This window comes from Sphingopyxis sp. (assembly GCF_035944815.1).
GTDB lineage: Bacteria > Pseudomonadota > Alphaproteobacteria > Sphingomonadales > Sphingomonadaceae > Sphingopyxis.
In genome coordinates this window covers 229,863-248,991 of the sequence record NZ_DASZAU010000002.1, presented here as the reverse complement: position 1 = coordinate 248,991, position 19,129 = coordinate 229,863, and the positions used below count along the sequence as shown (strand labels likewise).

General features: G+C 64.9%; 11 protein-coding genes. 7 read left to right on the top strand and 4 right to left on the bottom strand.

The genetic code is table 11. From position 1 onward, the window contains the following. Positions 1–117 precede the first annotated feature (117 nt). The 5 genes from VGU00_RS02120 (at position 118) to VGU00_RS02100 (ending at position 9,553) form a co-directional block, all read left to right on the top strand. Positions 118–1,752 (top strand): sulfatase-like hydrolase/transferase, encoded by a 1,635-nt coding sequence (locus tag VGU00_RS02120; RefSeq protein WP_327465006.1) that lies wholly within the window; start codon positions 118–120, stop codon positions 1,750–1,752. Between the two features lie 49 nt (positions 1,753–1,801). Further along, positions 1,802–2,809 (top strand): substrate-binding domain-containing protein, encoded by a 1,008-nt coding sequence (locus VGU00_RS02115; protein ID WP_327465004.1) that lies wholly within the window; start codon positions 1,802–1,804, stop codon positions 2,807–2,809. A 131-nt stretch (positions 2,810–2,940) separates the two neighbouring features. Then, positions 2,941–5,901: a beta-phosphoglucomutase gene (pgmB, locus tag VGU00_RS02110; protein ID WP_327465002.1), complete on the top strand. Its 2,961-nt coding sequence runs from the start codon at positions 2,941–2,943 to the stop codon at positions 5,899–5,901. Continuing rightward, positions 5,895–8,258, top strand: coding sequence for a TonB-dependent siderophore receptor (locus tag VGU00_RS02105; RefSeq protein WP_327464999.1), 2,364 nt, complete (start codon positions 5,895–5,897; stop codon positions 8,256–8,258). Before pgmB ends, VGU00_RS02105 begins: the two co-directional genes overlap by 7 nt. 68 nt (positions 8,259–8,326) lie before the next feature. Continuing rightward, positions 8,327–9,553: an MFS transporter gene (locus VGU00_RS02100; protein ID WP_327464997.1), complete on the top strand. Its 1,227-nt coding sequence runs from the start codon at positions 8,327–8,329 to the stop codon at positions 9,551–9,553. 10 nt (positions 9,554–9,563) lie between these two features. Here the strand turns inward: VGU00_RS02100 and VGU00_RS02095 are convergent, their stop codons facing one another. Together VGU00_RS02095 and VGU00_RS02090 are read right to left on the bottom strand one after the other, a co-directional pair. Further along, positions 9,564–10,010, bottom strand: coding sequence for an Lrp/AsnC family transcriptional regulator (locus tag VGU00_RS02095; RefSeq protein WP_327464995.1), 447 nt, complete (start codon positions 10,008–10,010; stop codon positions 9,564–9,566). Next, entirely contained in the window at positions 10,010–11,947 is a 1,938-nt protein-coding gene (locus tag VGU00_RS02090) for an isoaspartyl peptidase/L-asparaginase (RefSeq protein WP_327464993.1), read from the bottom strand. Before VGU00_RS02090 ends, VGU00_RS02095 begins: the two co-directional genes overlap by 1 nt. A gap of 185 nt (positions 11,948–12,132) precedes the next feature. Between VGU00_RS02090 and VGU00_RS02085 the strand changes: the two genes are divergently transcribed. Next, complete coding sequence (locus VGU00_RS02085) at positions 12,133–14,868, top strand: TonB-dependent receptor plug domain-containing protein (protein ID WP_327464991.1); 2,736 nt, start codon at positions 12,133–12,135, stop codon at positions 14,866–14,868. Positions 14,869–14,927: 59 nt separating this feature from the next. Here the strand turns inward: VGU00_RS02085 and VGU00_RS02080 are convergent, their stop codons facing one another. After that, positions 14,928–16,070: an MFS transporter gene (locus VGU00_RS02080; RefSeq protein ID WP_327464989.1), complete on the bottom strand. Its 1,143-nt coding sequence runs from the start codon at positions 16,068–16,070 to the stop codon at positions 14,928–14,930. Beyond that, on the bottom strand, positions 16,067–16,726 hold the full coding sequence (locus VGU00_RS02075; protein WP_327464987.1) for a TetR/AcrR family transcriptional regulator: 660 nt from the start codon (positions 16,724–16,726) through the stop codon (positions 16,067–16,069). Before VGU00_RS02075 ends, VGU00_RS02080 begins: the two co-directional genes overlap by 4 nt. A 153-nt stretch (positions 16,727–16,879) precedes the next feature. On the opposite strand from VGU00_RS02075, the gene VGU00_RS02070 reads away from it, so the two are divergent. Next, on the top strand, positions 16,880–19,111 hold the full coding sequence (locus VGU00_RS02070; protein WP_327464985.1) for a TonB-dependent receptor: 2,232 nt from the start codon (positions 16,880–16,882) through the stop codon (positions 19,109–19,111). Positions 19,112–19,129 lie beyond the last annotated feature (18 nt).

Below are 19,129 nucleotides of genomic sequence, written 5' to 3'. Positions count from 1 at the left end.
CCTCCGCTGGCCCAGCTTGGCGCCGGGGTCAAACAATCTTGCATATCAACCAATATAATGACACATATAGTGTCAATAGTTTTCGGGCAAGCCGACGGGACCGGACAGGGGACGAAAATGAAGAAGCGGTGGGTTGCGCTGGGCGTTCTCGCGTTGGTCGGGGCGGGTGGATATTGGGCATTCGAGGCGAATAAATATCGCCTGCCCGGCGTCATCCAGGACTGGAACGACCCGGTGCAGCCGAACCGCGCGGTGGTTTGGCAGCAGGGTCCGGCCAAAGCGCCGCAAGGCAAGCGTCCGCCCAACATCATCCTGATCGTCGCCGACGACCTTGGTTATAACGACATCAGCCTGAACGGCGGCGGCGTCGCGGCCGGCGCCGTCAAGACGCCGAACATCGATGCGATCGCCCGCGAGGGCGTCGATTTCACCACCGCCTATGCTGCCAACGCAACCTGTTCGCCGTCGCGTGCGGCGATGATGACAGGGCGTTATCCGACGCGCTTCGGCTTCGAATATACCGCGGTGCCGGTCGAGTTCGCCGAGAATCTGGCGCATGGCGAGGGCGTCGGGCCGCACCGCGCGATCTTCCACAAGGAGCTCATCACCCCCGACATCCCCGCCTATCCCGACATGGGCGTCCCCGCGAGCGAGGTGACGATCGCCGAGGCGGTGAAGGCAGCGGGGTATCACACGCTCCACATCGGAAAATGGCATCTGGGCGAAGCGCCGAAGCTGCAGCCGCAGGCGCAGGGCTTCGACGAAAGCCTCGCGATCCTTGCCGGTGCGGCGATGTTCCTGCCCGAGGATGATCCCGATACGGTCAACGCCAAGCTGTCATGGGACCCGATCGACCGTTTCATCTGGGCGAATTTGCGCCATGCGGTGACGTTCAACGGTAGCAGGCGTTTCCATCCCAAGGGGCATATGACCGACTATTTCGCCGACGAGGCGATCAGGGCGATCGAGGCGAACAAGAACCGCCCCTTCTTCATGTATCTGGCGTTCAACGCCCCGCACACGCCCCTGCAGGCGACGAAGGCGGATTATGACAAATTGCAGCAAGTCAAAGATCACAAGACGCGCGTCTATGGCGCGATGATCGCACAGCTCGACCGCCGCATCGGCGACGTGATGGCCAAGCTCAAGGACGCGGGGATCGACGACAATACGCTCGTCATCTTCACCAGCGACAATGGCGGGGCCTGGTATAATGGCATGCCCGCGCTGAACGCGCCGTTTCGCGGCTGGAAAGCGACCTTCTTCGAAGGCGGCATCCGCACGCCCTTCTTCATGCGCTGGCCGGGTGCGATCGCACCGGGCACGCGGCGCGCCGACGTGACGGGCCATCTCGACATCTTCTCGACGATCGCCGCTGCGGCGGGCGCGACGCTGCCCGGCGACCGGACGATCGACAGCGAGGATATATTGGCGGGACCGGCGAAGCGTCCCGCGATGTTCTGGCGTTCGGGCGACTATCGCGCGGTGCGCGCGGGCGACTGGAAATTGCAGGTAACGAAGCGCCCCGAAAAGGCGCGCCTCTATAATCTTGCGACCGACCCGACCGAGCGCCACGACCTCGCGGCGAGCGATCCCGCGCGCGTCGCCGCGCTCCGCGCAATGATCGAGGCACAGAACAAGGGAATGGCGAAGCCGATCTGGCCGGGGCTTGTCGAGGGTCCGGTGCGGATCGACGTGCCGCTCGATGCGCCGTGGAAGGATGGACAGGATTATATCTACTGGACCAACTGATCCGCTTCGCGGCTTGTGAAACATCGCCGCCGCGCGGTAAGGGACTGCGATGGCAAATGGACCCGGTCCCGATGGCGGCGGCAATGCGCGCCCGACGATGGCGGACATCGCGCGGGAACTGGGCATCGCGAAAATCACCGTTTCGCGTGCGCTTTCGAACCATCCGACGGTCAAGGACAGCACGCGGCAGCTGATCCGCGAAACCGCCGAACGCATGGGCTATCGGCTCAATGTTTCGGCACGTAACCTGCGGCAGCAGCGAACGCGAACGATCGCGGTCGTCATCGAAATGACCCCGTCGCACGAACGGTTGATGAGCGAGCCCTATCCGTTGCTGCTCCTTGGCGGGATCCTGCAGGAACTGACCGCGGCGGGACAGAATATGGTACTCACGACCATCGATCTGTTTTCCGAAGCGCCGCCGTCCGCCGACGGGGTGATCCTGCTCGGGCAGGGCGTTCACGATGACGCGGCTGCGGTGATCGAGGCGACCGGGCTGCCCTATGTCGTGTGGGGCGCCGAACATGGCCCGCCCGGACGGATCGTCGTCGGCAGCGACAATCGCGAAGGCGGCCGACTTGCGGCCGAATATCTCCTCGACCGCGGGCGGCGGAGGCTCCTGTTCCTCGGCGATGCCGAACATGGCGAGGCCGAGGACCGGTTGACCGGCTTCGATACGGGGCTCGCCGGTTCGGATGCCAGGGTCGTCAGCAATATTCCCTGCGCCTTTACCGTCACGGCGGGACGCGACGCGGTGGCGCCGCTGCTCGACGGAAAGCGCCTCGATTTCGACGGGATATTCGCGAGCAGCGATGCGATCGCGATGGGCGCGATCGAGGCTTTGCAGGCGCGCGGGCATCGCGTCCCCGACGATGTGTCGGTCGTCGGCTTCGACGATTCGCCGGGGGCTGCGCTCTTTTCGCCGCGCCTCACGAGTATCCGGCAGGACTGGGCCGTCGGCGGCGAATTGCTTGCGCAAAAGGTGCTGGAAAAGGTCACCGGAAAGGCTGTGGCGTCGCGTGCGATGCCGGTGTCGCTGATCATTCGGGACAGTTAGCGGAAGTTTGCGAAAGTGCCGCGTAGCGCGACATGAATCGCAAAATGGTATCGATACCTTGACATCGATACCATTTTGCGGGAAACCGGCGTCGAGAACGCGCGGTGAGTGAAGTGCGTCGACAGGCGAGGATGACGGTGGCAATTTCCGAAACGGCTTCGGCAGCGATGCGGCTTGCTCGCGACGGCGCAGATGCGGCCGGCGATCAGGCGCATGCGCTGTTCGCGCTCGCCAACGGACTGGTCGGCGTCGAGGGCGTCGCCGACGAACGCGCCGATGCGCCCGCTTGCTATCTCCCCGATGCGTACGTCAGCCGGCCGATCGTCTATCACGAGAGCTTTCCCGGTTATGCAACCGCGACCGATACGCGCATCAAATGCCCGAGCCCGATGTTGCTGCGGCTGCATGTCGACGGCGCGCCCGTCGACTTTGCCGCCTGCGTGCCGGTCGAAAACCGCGTTGAGCTCGACCTGCAGAGCGGGCAATTGCTGCGGCGGACGCGCTGGCAACTGGTCGATGGCCGGCTGCTCGACATCCGCTCGCTGCGTATCGTCCCGCTCGACGGCGGCGCCTGCGTTACGTCGCGGATATCGATAGTCCCGGTCAATTTTGCGGCGGGCATCGAGGCCTTGCTCACCTATGGCACCGAAGTCGCGGTCGGAGAGGACGAGGCAGACGATCCGCGCATTTCGGGGCGTTTGCAATCGGACTGGACCGTGCTTCCGGCCGAAGCCGGGGACACGCCCGACATCACGCGGTTCGGGCAGGATGTCGTCGAACTCGCCTATCGCCAGCATGTCGCCAGCCCCGACGCGGAGGTTTCGGTCGTGCAGGCCGGGCACAGCGTTCGTCGCCATCTGAACGCGGGCGAGGCGCTCGTGATCGACCGGGTCGTGGCGCTAGCCTGCGCGCGCGGTGGACCGGCGGTTTCCGACCAGCCGACGCCATCCTTCGATGCGATTGCTGAAGCGCAACGCGCGGCGGTGGGGCGCCTCTGGGATCGTGCCGCGTTCGCGATCGACGGCGACGACGCGCTGACGCAGGCGCTGCGTTTCAACCTGTTCCAGCTCCACCAGTCGGCCAGCCGCACGTCGTCGCACAGCATCGCCGCAAAGGGGCTGTCGGGCGAGGGCTATGAAGGCCATTATTTCTGGGACGCCGAGGCCTTCATGCTGCCCGTCCTCGCGTTGCAGGCGCCCGACAGGGCACGGAACCTGCTCGCCTATCGCGCCGCGAAGCTCGATCGGGCGCGCGCGCATGCGGCGGCGCTTGGCCACCGGCGCGGCGCGCTCTATCCTTGGCGCACCATCGCGGGGGCCGAATGTTCGTCGCACTATCCGACGGGGTCGGCGCAATATCATATCAACGGCGACATCGCGCACGGCGTGCAGCTGTATGTCAACGCAACGGGCGACGATGCGTTTCGCGCCCAATGCGCCGAGATGCTGTTCGAAACCGCGCGCATGTGGCTGGAAATCGGCGCGTTCGATGCGCGGCGCGGCGGCGCTTTCTGCATCTATGGCGTGACGGGCCCCGACGAATATTCGGCGCTGGTCGACAATGATTTCTACACCAATGCGATCGCGCGGCACCATCTCGCCTATGCTGCCGAGACCGCCGACTGGCTCCGCGGCGAGGCGCCCGCCGACTATGCGATGCTGGCGGCGGCGATCGGCCTCGATGCGGCAGAAGTCGCCGAATGGCGTGCGGCGGCCGATACGATGTGGCTGCCCGTCGACGCGCTCGCGGCGGTCAATCCGCAGGACGATGCCTTTCTGGGCCGCCCGCAGCTTCCCGAACTGAAGCCCCTCGCCGAGCGCGGTCCCCTGCTGCTGGGGCTCCACCCGATGATCCTGTTCCGGCACCAGGTCAGCAAGCAGGGCAATGTCGTCCAGACGATGGCGATGGACCTTGTTTCGATGCCGCTGTCGCTGAAAGAACGAAATTTCGCTTATTATGAGCAGGTAACCGCGCATGATTCGACGCTGTCGTCGGTCGCTTTCGCGACGATGGCGGCGCGGCTCGGGCAGGCGGGCAAGGCGCTCGATTTCTACCGCGAATGCGCGTTCGTCGATCTCGAGGATCGCCACGGCAACACGTCGCACGGGCTCCATATGGCGGCGCTCGCGGGGAGCTGGCTCGTGCTGGCGCAGGGCTGGGGCGGGCTGGTGCTCGATGGTGGGGCTCCGTCGTTCCGACCCGTGATTCCCGCCGAATGGACGGGCTATTCCTTTCGCCTCTGCTGGCGCGGCAGCGTGATCGAACTCGGTGTCGACCGGGCCGGCTGCACCTATCGGCTGCTTTCGGGCGATCCCGTCGAAGTCGCCGACCATGGCCGCCCGCTGCGGGTCGGCGCCGATCCGGTTTTCATGCCCCGGCCGGACCTGAAGGGCGTGATCTTCGACCTCGACGGCGTGCTGACCGACACCGCCGAGGATCATTATCAGGCGTGGCAGATGTTGGCCGACCGGCACGGGCTCGCGTTCGACCGCGAAACCAATCACCGGCTGAAGGGCGTCGATCGCGCAGGCTCGCTGCGCCTGATCCTCGATCATGCCGGCGCGTCGGTCGATCCCGACCGCTTCGATGCGATGCTTGCCGAAAAGAACGACCTCTATCGCGCGCGGCTGGCGGCCTATTCGCCGGCGAACCTGTTCCCGGGGGTGCGCGAACTGTTCGTCGCCTGCCGCGCCGCGGGCCTGAAAATCGGCCTTGCGTCGGCGAGCCGGAATGCGCCCGACGTCGTGCGCCTGCTCGGCATCGCAGGCGAGTTCGACTTCGTCGCCGACGCGGGCGCGGTCGCGCATGCGAAGCCCGCGCCCGACATTTTTCTCGCCTGTGCCGCCGGCATGGGCGTGTCCCCGGACCGGTGCATCGGTGTCGAAGATGCACGGGCCGGAGTTTCGGCCATCCATGCGGCGGGCATGGTGGCTATCGGCATCGGGTCAGAAGAGGCGCTGCCCGAGGCCGACCTGCACATCCCCGCCATCGGCGATCTTTCGGTCGGCCGGATCCTGTCGTCAGAACGGGAAGCGGCGGCGCGTGGACGTCTTTCAACCAGACCAGGAAAAGTGGAGGAAATCTCATGTTGAAGCGGACTTATCTGCTGTCGTCGATCGCGCTCTTTGCGATGCCGATGACCGCTCACGCCCAGGAAGCGCCTCAGCCCGACGACGCGGCGGCGGCCAATGACGAGATCGTCGTCACCGGCACCGCCGGCGGCGGCATCAACCGGCAGGACGCGGCCTTCGCGATCACCAGCATCAATTCGGACGCGATCGAGCGCGCCGCGCCGAACAGCACCGCCGACCTGTTCAAGGTCATCCCCGGTGTGTCGGCCGAAAGCTCGGGCGGCCAGAATGGCGCGAACATCTTCGTTCGCGGCTATCCGTCGGGCGGCGACGCCGAATTCGTCACGCTGACGGTGCAGGGCGTTCCCTTCTTCTCGCCGCCGACGCTGTCCTTCCTCGAAAACACCCAGCTGATCCGCATCGATGAGACGATCGAGCGCGTCGAAGCGGTCCGCGGCGGCACCGGCGCGCTGTTCGGCAACGGCCAGCCCGGCCTCACGGTCAACTTCGTCCAGAAGGAAGGCGGGCGCGATTTCGAAGGCCTCGTGAAGGCGAGCATCACCGACTATGGCGACCTGCGCGGCGACATGCTGCTTTCGGGGCCGCTCGGTGAGAATACCAGCTTCATGGTCGGCGGCTATTATTCGAGCGGCGAGGGTATTCGCAGCCCCGGCTTCACCGCCGAAAAGGGCGGCCAGATCACCGCCAACATCCGCCACGATCTCGACAAGGGCTCGATCCTCATCTTTGCGCGCTACTTGAGCGATCGCGGCCAGTGGCTGCTGCCGATCCCGGTGATCCGCGACGGCGACAAGGTGCGCCAGTTCGGCAATATCGACCCCGGCACCGGCGTGCTCGCGGGCCCCGAAACGCGGCTCGCCGTGCTGCCCGACGGCACGCGCACTGACCTTGCCGACGGCCGCGGCGCGAAGCTCGTCAACTTCGGCACCAATTTCGACTACGAGATCGGCGAGGGCTTCCAGCTGCGCTATCGCGCGAGCTATCTCAATGGCGACGCCGACACGACGGGGCTCGTCCCCGCCAGCACCGCGATGACCGCGAACGCCTATGCCGCCTCGCTCGGCAGCACGATCGGCAGCCTGACCTATGTCAACGGCGGGCAGGCGGTGGCCGGCACCACGCAGGTGATCCGTGCGGGTACGTGGATCGTGCGCAAGCAGATCGAGGATTTCACCAACGACCTCGCGGTCGAATGGGAAAGCGGCAACAACAAGTTCACCGTCGGCGCCTATTATTCGGACTTCTCGTCGAACGATCAGTGGAATCTCGGCAACATCCACCTGCTGACCGCCGAAAACCACGGCCGCCTGCTCAACCTGACGCTCGCCAACGGCCAGGTCGCGACGAACAACGGTTATACGCAGGGGTCGTTTTTCAACGTCAACGCTGCCTATGACGGCCGCGAATATGCCTTTTATGCAGTCGACGAGTATCAGATCACGCCCGAACTGCGCTTCGACGCGGGCATCCGCTACCAGAATTACAAGGCGACGGGGACGATCGAGAACAACAGCTCGGTCGATATCGACGGCAATCCGGATACGCTTTACGACAATGGTACCGCGGTGCTCAACGGTACCTTCCGCAACATCGCGTACAAGAAGGGCGCCTGGTCGTGGACCGCGGGGCTCAACTACGACATTTCGTCGTCGGTGGGCGCCTATGTCCGCTACAATCGCGGCAACACCAATCCCTTCTTCGACAATCTGCGCGACGGGATTTTCGTGTCGCCGCGCGTCGACAATTTCGAGGGCGGGGTGAAGGTCCGCACCGATCTCGTCTCGCTCTATGCCACCCTGTTCCACACGAAGTTCAAGGGGCTGGTGACGACGGTGATCCAGAACGGCGCGCCGGTTGCCGACATCGGCGGCGCGCGCAGCACGGGGATCGAACTCGAAGGCCAGATCCGCCCGGTCGACAATTTCGCGATCGCCTTCTCGGGCACCTGGCTCGACGCGAAATACCGCGATTTCTTCGCGGGCGGCGGGACGATCGACCTCAGCGGCAACCGCGTGCAACGCCAGCCGAAATGGCAGTGGCGCGTGACCCCGTCGTACGACATCGAATTCGGCGACGACAGCAAGGTCTCGCTCTATTCGACCTTCTCCTATGTCGGCGACCGTTTCTCCGACACCACGAACACGCAGTCGCTGCCGCATTATTTCAAGATCGACGCGGGTGTGACGGTCGACGTCAACAAGGCGCTGAGCTTTGCGGTGACCGCCGACAATTTGACCGACAAGGTCGGGCTGACCGAAGGCGATCCGCGCACGCTGGGGCAGACCGGGGGCGAGGTCGTCAACGCGCGCCCGATCCTCGGCCGCTCGTTCCGTTTCAGCGCGGCGTATAAATTTTAGGGGATCATCCCTCCCTTGGGTGGCCGCGGCCTCTTCGCGGCCACCTCTTCTTTTTCTAAGGACAGCCGATGGCCCGCACCCGACTGATCGCCGCGCTGATCCTGACCTATGTCGCCTTTGCGATGCTGCTCAACAGCGTCGGCACGGTGATCCTCCAGTCGATCTCCAGTTTCGGCGTGACCAAGCCCGAGGCAAGCACGCTCGAGGGTTTCAAGGATATCACGATCGCGATCGTCTCCTTCGCGACCGCGAGCTATTTGCCGCGCCTTGGCCTGCGCAATTCGCTCTTCGCCGCGCTCGCGCTCGCGGTGCTTGCCTGTCTCGTCATGCCGCTCATCGGCAGCTTCGGCGCGGCGCAGCTGCATTTCGCGATGGTCGGCGCGGCGTTCGCGGTCGCCAAGGTGGTCGTCTATTCGATGATCGGGCTCGTCACCGCCGATGCGCGCCGGCACGCCAGCCTGACCAGCCTGATCGAGGGCATGTTCATGCTCGGCGTGCTCTCCTCCTATTGGGTGTTCAGCGCGTTCATCGACCCGGCGGGCCTGCGCTGGCTGAATGCCTATTGGGTGCTCGCCGCCGTGACCGCGCTGGCGCTCGCGCTGCTGCTGTCGGCACCCGTCGACGAAGCGCGCACGCACGAAGGCGACGCGGCCGCGGCGGCCGAAGGCCCCGCCTTTCTGGCGATGCTGCGTCTCGCCGCGCTGCCGCTCGTGCTCGTCTTCGTCGCCTGCGCCTTCCTGTTCGTACTGATCGAGCAGGGCATCCAGACCTGGTTGCCGACCTTTAACAACGAGGTGCTGCACCTTCCCGCACAAATGAGCGTGCAGGCGGCGAGCCTGTTCGCCGCGTGCCTCGCGATCGGCCGGTTCGGCGCCGGAGCGGTGATGGCGCGCTTCGACTGGTATCCGGTGCTCAACACCTGCCTCGCGATCCTCGCGGCGCTCATCATCCTCGTGCTGCCGCTGGCCGACGGGCTGTCGCCGCGGGCGATCCACGGCTGGGGCGACGCGCCCGTCGCCGCTTTCCTGTTCCCGCTGATCGGGATCGTCCTCGCGCCCGTCTATCCGACGATCATCTCGGTGATGCTGAGCGCGATGCCTCATCGGCAGCACCCGCCGCTGATGGGCCTCGTCGTCGTCTTTTCGGCGCTCGGCGGGACGACGGGATCGATCATCACCGGGGCGATCTTCGCGCATCTCGACGGCCGCACCGCCTTCACCCTGATGCTGGTGCCGACCGCGGTGCTTGCGGGCGGGCTGTTCCTGCTGCGCCGCCGGATCGCGCTCGCTTCCTGACCGGCAGGGCCTAGCGTTCGACCTTGGTCGCGAGGATCACCGACGTAGTCGTTCGTTCGACGCCGTCGAGCAGGCCGATTTCGTCGATCAGTTCGTTGAGCTGGACGCCGTCCTCGGCCTCGAGCATCGCGATGATGTCATATTCGCCGCTGATCGCGTGGATCGCCTGCACCAGCGACAGCGCCGCCAGCGCCTGCTCGACCTCGCGGTGGAAGCGCGGCAGCGTCTTGATCATCATATGCGCGCGCACGCGGCTCGCGGCGAAGGCGTGGCCGAGCCGCACCGTGTAGCCCGCGACGACCTTTTCCTCCTCCAGCCGCGCGAGCCGCGAATAGACGGTGCCGCGCGACAGGCCGAGTTCCTTGGCAAGCTGGGCGATCGTCTGCCGCGCGTCGTCGCGCAGCAGGGTGAGCAGGCGTTCGTCGATCTCGTCGAGATTGACGTTCGATTGCGGCATCAATCGGCCAACTTCTCGTCGGCGAAGATCGCCACCTGTGGAGTCCCCCCGGCGCTCATCTGCCCACGATACATGCCGAGGTCGTTGATGGCAAAGGCGGGGCGCCCGTCGGGGCCCATCGCGATCAGCCCGCCGTCGCCGCCGATCGCGCCGACCGCCATGATCGTGCCCTGTGCGGCGTCCTTCAGGCTCTCGCCCTTCCATGCGGCGCGGTCGCAGACCTGCCGCGCCGCACTCTCGCGGATGAAATATTCGCCCGATCCCGTCGCCGACACCGCGCATTGGCCGTTCTTGGCGTAGGTCCCCGCGCCGATGATCGGCGAATCGCCGATGCGTCCCCAGCGCTTTCCCGTCATCCCGCCGGTCGAGGTTGCGGCGGCAAGGTTGCCATCGGCGTCGAGCGCGACGGCGCCGACGGTGCCGAACAGATGCGTCGGATCGATCGCCGATACCTGTTTTTCGCGCCAGCGGAGCAATTGCTGCCAGCGCTCTTCGGTGCGGAACCAACTGGGGTCGACCTGTTCGAGCCCGCGCTCGACCGAAAAGCGATCGGCGCCGTCGCGTGCCAGCATGACATGCGGGCTCTTGTCCATCACCGCGCGCGCGAGGTCGATCGGGTGGCGCGTGCGCGTCACGCCCGCGACTGCGCCGGCTTTCAGCGTCTTGCCATCCATGATCGCGGCGTCGAGCTCATTCTTGCCCTCCGCCGTGAAGACCGCGCCGCGCCCGGCGTTGAACAGCGGATTGTCCTCGAGCACACGCACCGCCGCCGCGACGGCATCGAGCGCCGCACCGCCCTTGTCGAGCACCGCGCTGCCCGTTCGCAGCGCTTCGTCGAGCCCGGCGCGATACGCCTTTTCCTTTTCGGGCGAGAGCGTGCCGCGTTCGATCACGCCCGCGCCGCCGTGGATCGCGAGCGACCAGCGCGGGACTTCGGCAATCTCGCCCGCGCGCACCGCATAATTGCGCACGAACACCGGTGCATCGACACGGCCCGAAGGTAGGTGGAGCACCGACCCCGGACCGACGCCGGTTACCTTGACGCGTGGCGCATCGAGGGGGCCACGCTGCGACAGGTCCCGAAGGCCCGTGCCGTCGACCACCCACGCATAGCCGTCGGGTTCGGTGGCATAGATGCGGGCGCGGCCGTCGGGCTCGACCGCGAGCGCGGCACTTTCGTCGACGCCGAGGCCGAGCATCGCGGGCGCGTCGGCGGGACGGCCGGCCTGCGCCTTGGCGACGAAGGCGAAGAGGCGGCCGAGCCGTTCGCGCTCCTTGAAATGCGTGTCGGTGACGATGCCCTTCAATAGCGCGAAGTGCAGGAAGTCGCCTTCGATCGTGTTGGCGGGGCCGAACGGATCGGCGAGTGCCTCCGGGCTGCGGATGCTGCCGTCGTCCATCGCGCCGTACAGCTTCTCGCCCTGGATCGCGAGGCCGGCGCTGGTTCCCGCGAGCGGCTTGCCTGCCGCGACATGTGCGTTGAGGATGTCGCCGACCGGGGTGCCGCGCCAGTAGCGGACATAACGCGCCTGATCGCCGCCCGCGATGAAGATGCCGTCGGCCTTTTTCAGCCGGTCGAGGATTTTCCTGTTCGTCGCCTGCGACCGGGCGTGGAAGACGAAGATTTCGGTCGACTGGATGCCGCCGATGTCGTGGAAGAATTCCTGGCCGATTTCCTTGCCATAGGATGCGCTGATCACGACGATATGGCCGTTTCCGGCTTTGCCGAAAAACCATTTCATCGCATCGATATTGCGGTCGCCGCCGCCCATCAGCAGCAGCCCGCCCGACACCGGCCCCGGCGTCGGCGTGTTCAATTTGCCGAAGACATAATGTTCGTACGGCTTTTCCCTGGCCTCTTTTGCCGCCGCGGGTGCGAGCGAAAGCCCGGCCACCGCGATCAACAGCCAAAACCCCCGTACGATCAATCGCAACATCCCGCGTCCCTTCGTCCATCCCGCAAAGGCCGGATGTTACATAATGACCACGGGAAAAGACAATATGATTTCCCATTATGTCATAGTGATTGAAATTATCGACGGTTTCTGGTCGAGTATACGAAACAGCGAGGGCCGGACACGCGGGGTTTGATTCGCGCCCGGATCAAAACAGGGGCTAGAAGATGGTGAATTTCGGGAAGCGGTCGTTTCGGGTTTTTCTGACGATCAGTGCCTGCGTGCCCGCCTTGGCATCGCCGGCGATGGCGCAGGACGGCGGTGAAGAGGAGATCATCGTCACCGGCTCGCGCATCCCGACGATCAAGGATCAGGGTCCGTCGCCGGTCACGACGATCGACTCCGACGCGATCCGCGCCAACGGCTATACGAGCGTTCCCGAACTGCTCGCCGCGATGACGCAGAACAGCGGCGAAACGCAAAGCCCGCAGTCGGGCAGCAGCGCCGACTTCACCCCCGGCGCGCAGCAGGTCGACCTGCGCGGGCTTGGTCCCAACCACACGCTCGTGCTGGTCAATGGCCGCCGCATCGCCGACTTTCCGCTGCCCTATATCGGGCGCAGCAATTTCACCGACATTTCGAACATCCCCGTCAGCCTGATCGACAAGGTCGAAATCCTGAGCGGCGCGGCGTCGGCCATCTATGGTTCGGACGCGATCGCCGGCGTCGTCAATTTCAAGATGAAGGAAAAGCTCGACGGCATCACGCTCGATTATCGCCACGGTCGCACCCAGCATGGCGGCGGCCTGTCGCATCGCTTCACCGCGACCGGCGGCTGGTCGTCGGATCGCTTCAACATCGTCGGCGGTGTCGAATATCTCGACCAGCGGCCGCTCTGGGGTTTCCAGCGCAAGATCCAGGACAGCACCGACGACAGCCCTGTCCCTTCGACCGCGATCGCGCGCCGCACATTCTATCGCGCCGACTATAATGACGATTATATCACCCCCGACGACGGGACGTGCGAGCGGCTGTCGAACCTCAATTTCGGTTCGGTCGCGCTTTATAATCGTCCGCGTTACGGCGATTTCTGCGGCAGCAAGGAATCGATCGGCTACGGCACGATCGTCTCGGGCCGCAAGGGCTTCAACAGCTTTGCGTCGGCATCCTACGAATTGTCGGACAATGCCAAGCTGTTCGTCGACGCGCAGTTCGGGATCAGCAAGGTCCGGCTGATGTACGACGTGACGAGCTGGGCCTTCGAACAAACGTCGAGCAGCTCGGACAATTATTTCTACAACAGCTTCACGGGGCAGATCGAGGATTGGGGCCGCCAGTTCACGCCGGAGGAAACCGGCGGGTTCGAAATGCAGCGAGCCAAGCAGACGACGTACAGCATCACGCCCGGCATTCGCGGCCGCCTTGGCAAGAGCTGGGACTATGAGGCCTCGTTCAACTACAGCCGTTACCAGTCGATCGTCCGCTGGCCGCAGATCATCAACCAGAAGGCCAAGGATTTTTTCCTCGGCGCGCAGAACGGCGTCGGCGACGACGATTATCCCTCGTTCAACGCCAACCCGGCGAACCTTTATCGCCAGCTGACCCCTGCCGAATATGACAGCATCTCGGCCGACACCGTCTATCGGCCGTACAGCTGGACCAGCAACGCGCAGGTGACGCTGACCAACGGCGAATTGTTCCAGCTGCCCGCCGGCGCGGTCGGCGTCGCGCTCGTCGCCGAATATGGCAAGCAGGGTTATAATCTCCGCCCCGATCCGCTGGCGCTCACCGACTATTATTACAGCTGGAAGGACAGCGACGGGTCGGGCAAGCGCAGCCATGCCGCGATCGGCGGCGAAGTGCGCGTGCCGGTGCTCGAATTCGTCACGCTGACCGGCGCCGGCCGCTACGACCGCTTCGGCTATGCCGGACGCAATGCCGATAAATTCACCTATAATGGCGGCATCGAGGTGCGTCCGATGGACAGCCTGCTGTTCCGCGCCGCTTATGGCACGGCATTCCGCGCGCCCGACCTCCATTATCTGTTCACCGGCCCCGGCAATGTCGAAAGCAGCGTGATCGACTATTATACCTGCCGCCAGGATACGCCGGGCGCAGGGATCAGCGATTGCGAGGATTATGACGTCGATATCGTCGCGCAGCGCAGCGGCAACCGCGACCTCAAGGCCGAAACCGGCAAGACGCTGACCGCGGGCCTCGTCTTCGCACCGTCGCGGCGTATCAGCCTGTCGGTCGACTATTTCCGCGTGTCGCTCGACAATCAGGTCAACGACCTGCGCGCCGGCGACCTTGTCCGCGACGAGGCCGATTGCCGCCCCGACGGCGCCGGTAACACCACGCTCGATCCGAACTCACCGACGTGTCAGGCTGCGCTCGCGCGCATCAAACGCTTCGCCAGCGGCGCGCTCGTGAACCAGATTGAATCGATCTCGATCAACCCGATCAACGTCGCGCGCGAAAAGACGAGCGGGATCGACGTCGCCTTCCGTGGCACGTTGCCGACGAGCTTTGGCGACTTCACCCTGTCGCTCGCGCACAGCCATGTCTTCAAACACACGTTAATCCAGTACACGGGCGACCCGGTCGAGAACAAGCTCGCCGCCGACAGCGGCTTTTATCTGCCGCGCGACAAGTCGAACGGCAGCCTGACCTGGGCCCTCGACGGCGTGCAGTTCACTTTCTCGGGCACGCGCCTCGGCAAGCTGCCCAACTATGACGAAGATGCCTTCATCAAGGCGAGCTATCTGTTCAACGCCACGCTGCAATATGATTTCACCGATCATATGCGCGGATCGCTGACGGTGCGGAACGTCTTCGACACGAACCCGGTGAAGGATCCGACCTGGTCGGGCTACCCCTATTACAACACCAGCTGGTTCGACAGCATCGGCCGCAGCGTGTTCATGCAGCTGACCTATAAATTGGGCGGCGCCGGCCTTTGACGACTGGCTAGGGATGATGAGCGCGAGCAGTGCGGCTCGCGCTCATCATCCGTAAAATATCATCCCGGGGCCTTCATCCTTCCGGCGCTCCACGCCGCGAGGGTCAGGAGGATGAAAGCTGACGCGGCAAAGGCCAGCGCGGCGTCGATCGACCAGAATCCGACGGCGATACCGGCGAGCGACGGAAGCAGCGCCGCGCCGCCGAGCTGGAACGCAGTAAGATAGAGGACGGCGCGCCGGCCGGGATCGATCTCGATAAGCCAGCCCGCAAAGAAGGGCAGGGTGAACAGCCAGACGAAGCCGAAGGCGATGCTGACGATGATGATCGCCGCCGCGTTGCCGCGCGCGAGATAGAAGGCGCCGACCAGTGCCGCGGCGGTCATTGCGCAGGCGACGATGGTCGGGCGACTGGGCAGGCCTTCGCCAAAGCGCGCCGCGGCGAGCGCGCCGACGACCTGCGCCACGAGGCAGAGCGAGACGGCGGTCCCTTCGAAGGTCGGCGGATAGCCATAGTGGATGAGCCAGAGGCCGAAATAGCCCCAGACCGACACGATCGCGCCGAGGAACAGGCCGGCGCAGGTGAGGGCGGTCAGGCTGGCGGGCGTCAGAGCGCCGCGTTCGCCATCGGGCTCGGTCGGACGGAGCGCGGCCGGGAGCGCCAGCGCGGCGGCCGCAGCGATCACGCCGGCGACCGCGAGCGCGATCAGCGCCGCGTCGACACGCGACCCGGCGATGGTGATCGCGGGCAGGGCGGCCGCCACGACCGCCTGCATCAGCGTCTGGACCGCGAGGAAGATCGCGCTGGCGCGCTCGACGCGCATCACGCGCGATATGGCGACCAGCGCGACCGCGACGAGGACGCCCTCGCTGAATCCCGCGATGGCGCGGGCGAACGACAGGATCGTCATGCCCGCCTGGCCCAGCAGGACGATATTGATCGCCGCCATCGCGAGGCCTGCCGCAATCGCGACGACGCGCGCGCCGACGCGGCGGAGCAAGGCGATGCCGGCAAGCGAACCGGGAACGATGGCAAGCATCTCGATCGTCACCAGATTGCCGACCTGTGCGTCGGCAAGGCGTCCTTCCTGCACCAGCGCACCGAGCAGAACGGGGTGCACGCCGAGCACGAGCAGCGCGCAGGAGCCGATCAGGATCGCAAGGGCGAGCGTGCGGCCGCTGACGACCGAGCCCTCGGCGATCACGCGGGCTGGTCCTTTGCGCGAAGCGGCAGATATTCGGGCAGGAAGGTCCGCGAATAGGCGATACGCGCGCGACGGGCCTGTTCCTCCATCTCGTCGGTGATGTGGCCGTGGCGATGGATCGACAGCGCCCAGATCGCATCGTTGATGACAATGACCTCGACCAGCCGGTCGTGCAGGTCGGGAATCTCGGGCATCACGAACATCTGCGTCATCAATTCGATGCTGCGGCCTGCGGTGACGAAATTGCTGTCGAGATCCTGCAGACGAATGTCCGACGACCAGGCGGGGCCTTCGAGCAGCACCTGCCGCGCGGCGGGATGTTCGTTGAACCATTTCCGGCCGGCGCGATACTGGAGCGTCTGGAGGTCCTGCCAGCTTTCGACGCCCTCGGGCACTTCGGTCAGTACGCCTTCCTCGAAGCGCTTGAGATAGCGTTCGGCGAGCGCGCTGAACACGAGCTGCGGTTCGGGGAAGAAATGATAGATCGACGGCGGCGAGATGCCGACCTCGGTCGCGATCGCCGGGATGCTGATCGCCGCGGGGGGCAGCCTGTCGAGCAGCCGTTCGGCGCCGTCGAGAATCGCCTCGAAACGCGCCCGGCTCCGCTTCTGCGCGGGGCGCCTGATCTCGGCCCGGGCCACCTCATTCTTCGTCATGCGCGCTCCTGTCATAGCGCCATCTTTGGGAAAATCGCGCATAAATCAACAAAAATTCCGAATTTGGCGCGCAGTTTTGAAATTTTCTTGACAGATTGGCGGATTCGCATTCACAAAATCAGAAAATATTCCGATATGGAGAAGGGGACGTCGATGACACGCGGTTTTGCAATGCTTTCGGTCTCGCTGCTGGCGCTCGCACCGTCGACGGTCTTTGCGCAGGATGCGGACGCATCGACGCAGGCCGCGGCGGCCGACGACGGGATCGGCGAGATCGTCGTCACCGCGCAGCGGCGCGAGCAGAATATCCAGGACGTCCCGATCAGCATCACCGCGATCAGCGGCGATGCGCTGACCGAGGTCGGTATCCGCGATCCGCGCGACCTGTCGATCCTTGTCCCCGGCCTGTCGTCGCAAGCGGGCACGTCGGCAACGACGACCTCGCTGTTCCTGCGCGGTGTCGGCATCGGCGACTTCAACTCGAACACCACCGGCGCGGTCGGCGTCTATGTCGACGACGTCTTCCTCGGCGCCAATGCGGGCAAGCTGTTCAATGTCTTCGACAGCGACGGCATCGAGGTGCTGAAGGGGCCGCAAGGTACGCTTTATGGCCGCAACACCACGGCGGGCGCGATCCGCTTTTCGTCACGCAAGCCGACCGATGAATTCAGCGCCAATGCCGCCATCTCCTACGGCCGCTATAACGAGGTTCAGGTCGAGGGCGGGGTCGGCGGTCCGATCGCGGGCGATGTGCTGAAGGCGCGCGTCGCGGGCACGTACCTCCGCCGCGATGGCTGGCTGCTCAACCGCGTGACCGGAAACAAGCTCAACGATCTCGATATGTGGGCGGGGCGCGCGATCGTCGATTTCACGCCGAGTCCGGATATCCTGATCCGCGCGATCGTCCATGGCGGGCAGAACCGCGGCGGGGCGCGCCAGTTCCAGCACCGCGGATCGGGGGTCGACTTCGCCGGCAACCCGAATTTCGCCGACGGCGTGCCGCTCGACGGCCTCGGCTATGCCGACACCGACGGCGACCTTAACGCCGGCGATTACGACATCGAGGGGCAGGAGCGCGTCAATGTGTTCGGTGGTTCGCTGACCGCGAGCATCGACATGGGCGGCGTCTCGCTGACCTCGATCAGCGCCTATGAACAGGTCCGTCGCAGCACGGTGGAGGATACCGACGCCAGCCCGAACAATGTGCTGACCGCGACCTATATCGACCGGCCGAAGCAGTTCAGCCAGGAAATCCGCCTTCAGTCGAAGGGGGACAATGCGGTCAACTGGATCGTTGGCGGCTATTATTTCCACGACAAGCTGGTCACCGAAAGCGCGTTCGACATCCTGCGCGTGTTCCGCGATCCCGACGACCTGCTCGGCACGCTCGACCCGGTCAATTCGATCGGCAATTTCGCCTATCCCTATACGCAGAAGACCGAAAGCTGGGCCGCATTCGCGCAGGCCGACGTCAAGCTGACCGACCGGCTGACGCTGACCGGGGGGCTGCGCTATTCGAGCGACAGCATCGATTTCGATTTCCACAGCTTCTTCGACGATGTGATCACCGTGCCGGTGCTCGACTTCACCGGGTCGAAGACCTTCAAGGATCTGTCTTGGCGTGCGGCGCTGTCGTTCCAGGCGACCGACAACCTGCTCTTCTACGCCTCGTCGTCGAAGGGCTATAACAGCGGCGGTTTCGCGGGCGGCTCGTCGAGCGATCCGGCACAGCTCCAGCCCTTCCGTTCGGAAAAGCTCTATGCCTATGAGGCGGGGTTCAAGAGCGACCTGCTCGATCGCAAGCTGCGCTTCAACGCCGCGGCCTTCTATTATGATTATCGCGACCTGCAGGTGTTCGTGTTCGACACGTCGGGCGTGCTGCCGGTCCAGCGCAAGCTCAACGCGGGTAACGCCGAACTTTACGGGCTCGAGATCGAATTGCAGGCGCAGCCGTCGCGCAACTTCAACGCCTTCGTCAACGCCAGCCTGCTGCATGCGCGCTACAAGGATTTCACCGCGCTCGCGGCGGAGGATTATTCGGGCAACAAGTTGGTCAATGCGCCCGACGTCGCGATCTCGGCGGGCTTTTCGCTGACCCAGCCGCTGCCGGGCGATAGTTCGGTGCGCCTGCGCGTCGATGGCAGCCTGCAGTCGGAGACATTCCTTACGCCCGACAATCTGCAGGCCAATCGCGTCAAGCCCTATGGCGTCGCCAACGCCCGTCTGTCGTGGCTGTCGCCGGGCGAGGATATCGAGGTCGCGCTGTGGGCGAAGAATTTCACCGGCACGCGCTACATCACCTACATCTCGCCCGTCGTGACGATGGACCAGCTCAATTACAACGACCCCGCGACCTACGGCCTCCAGGCCGTCCTGAAATTCTGATCAGCAAGCGAGATGGAT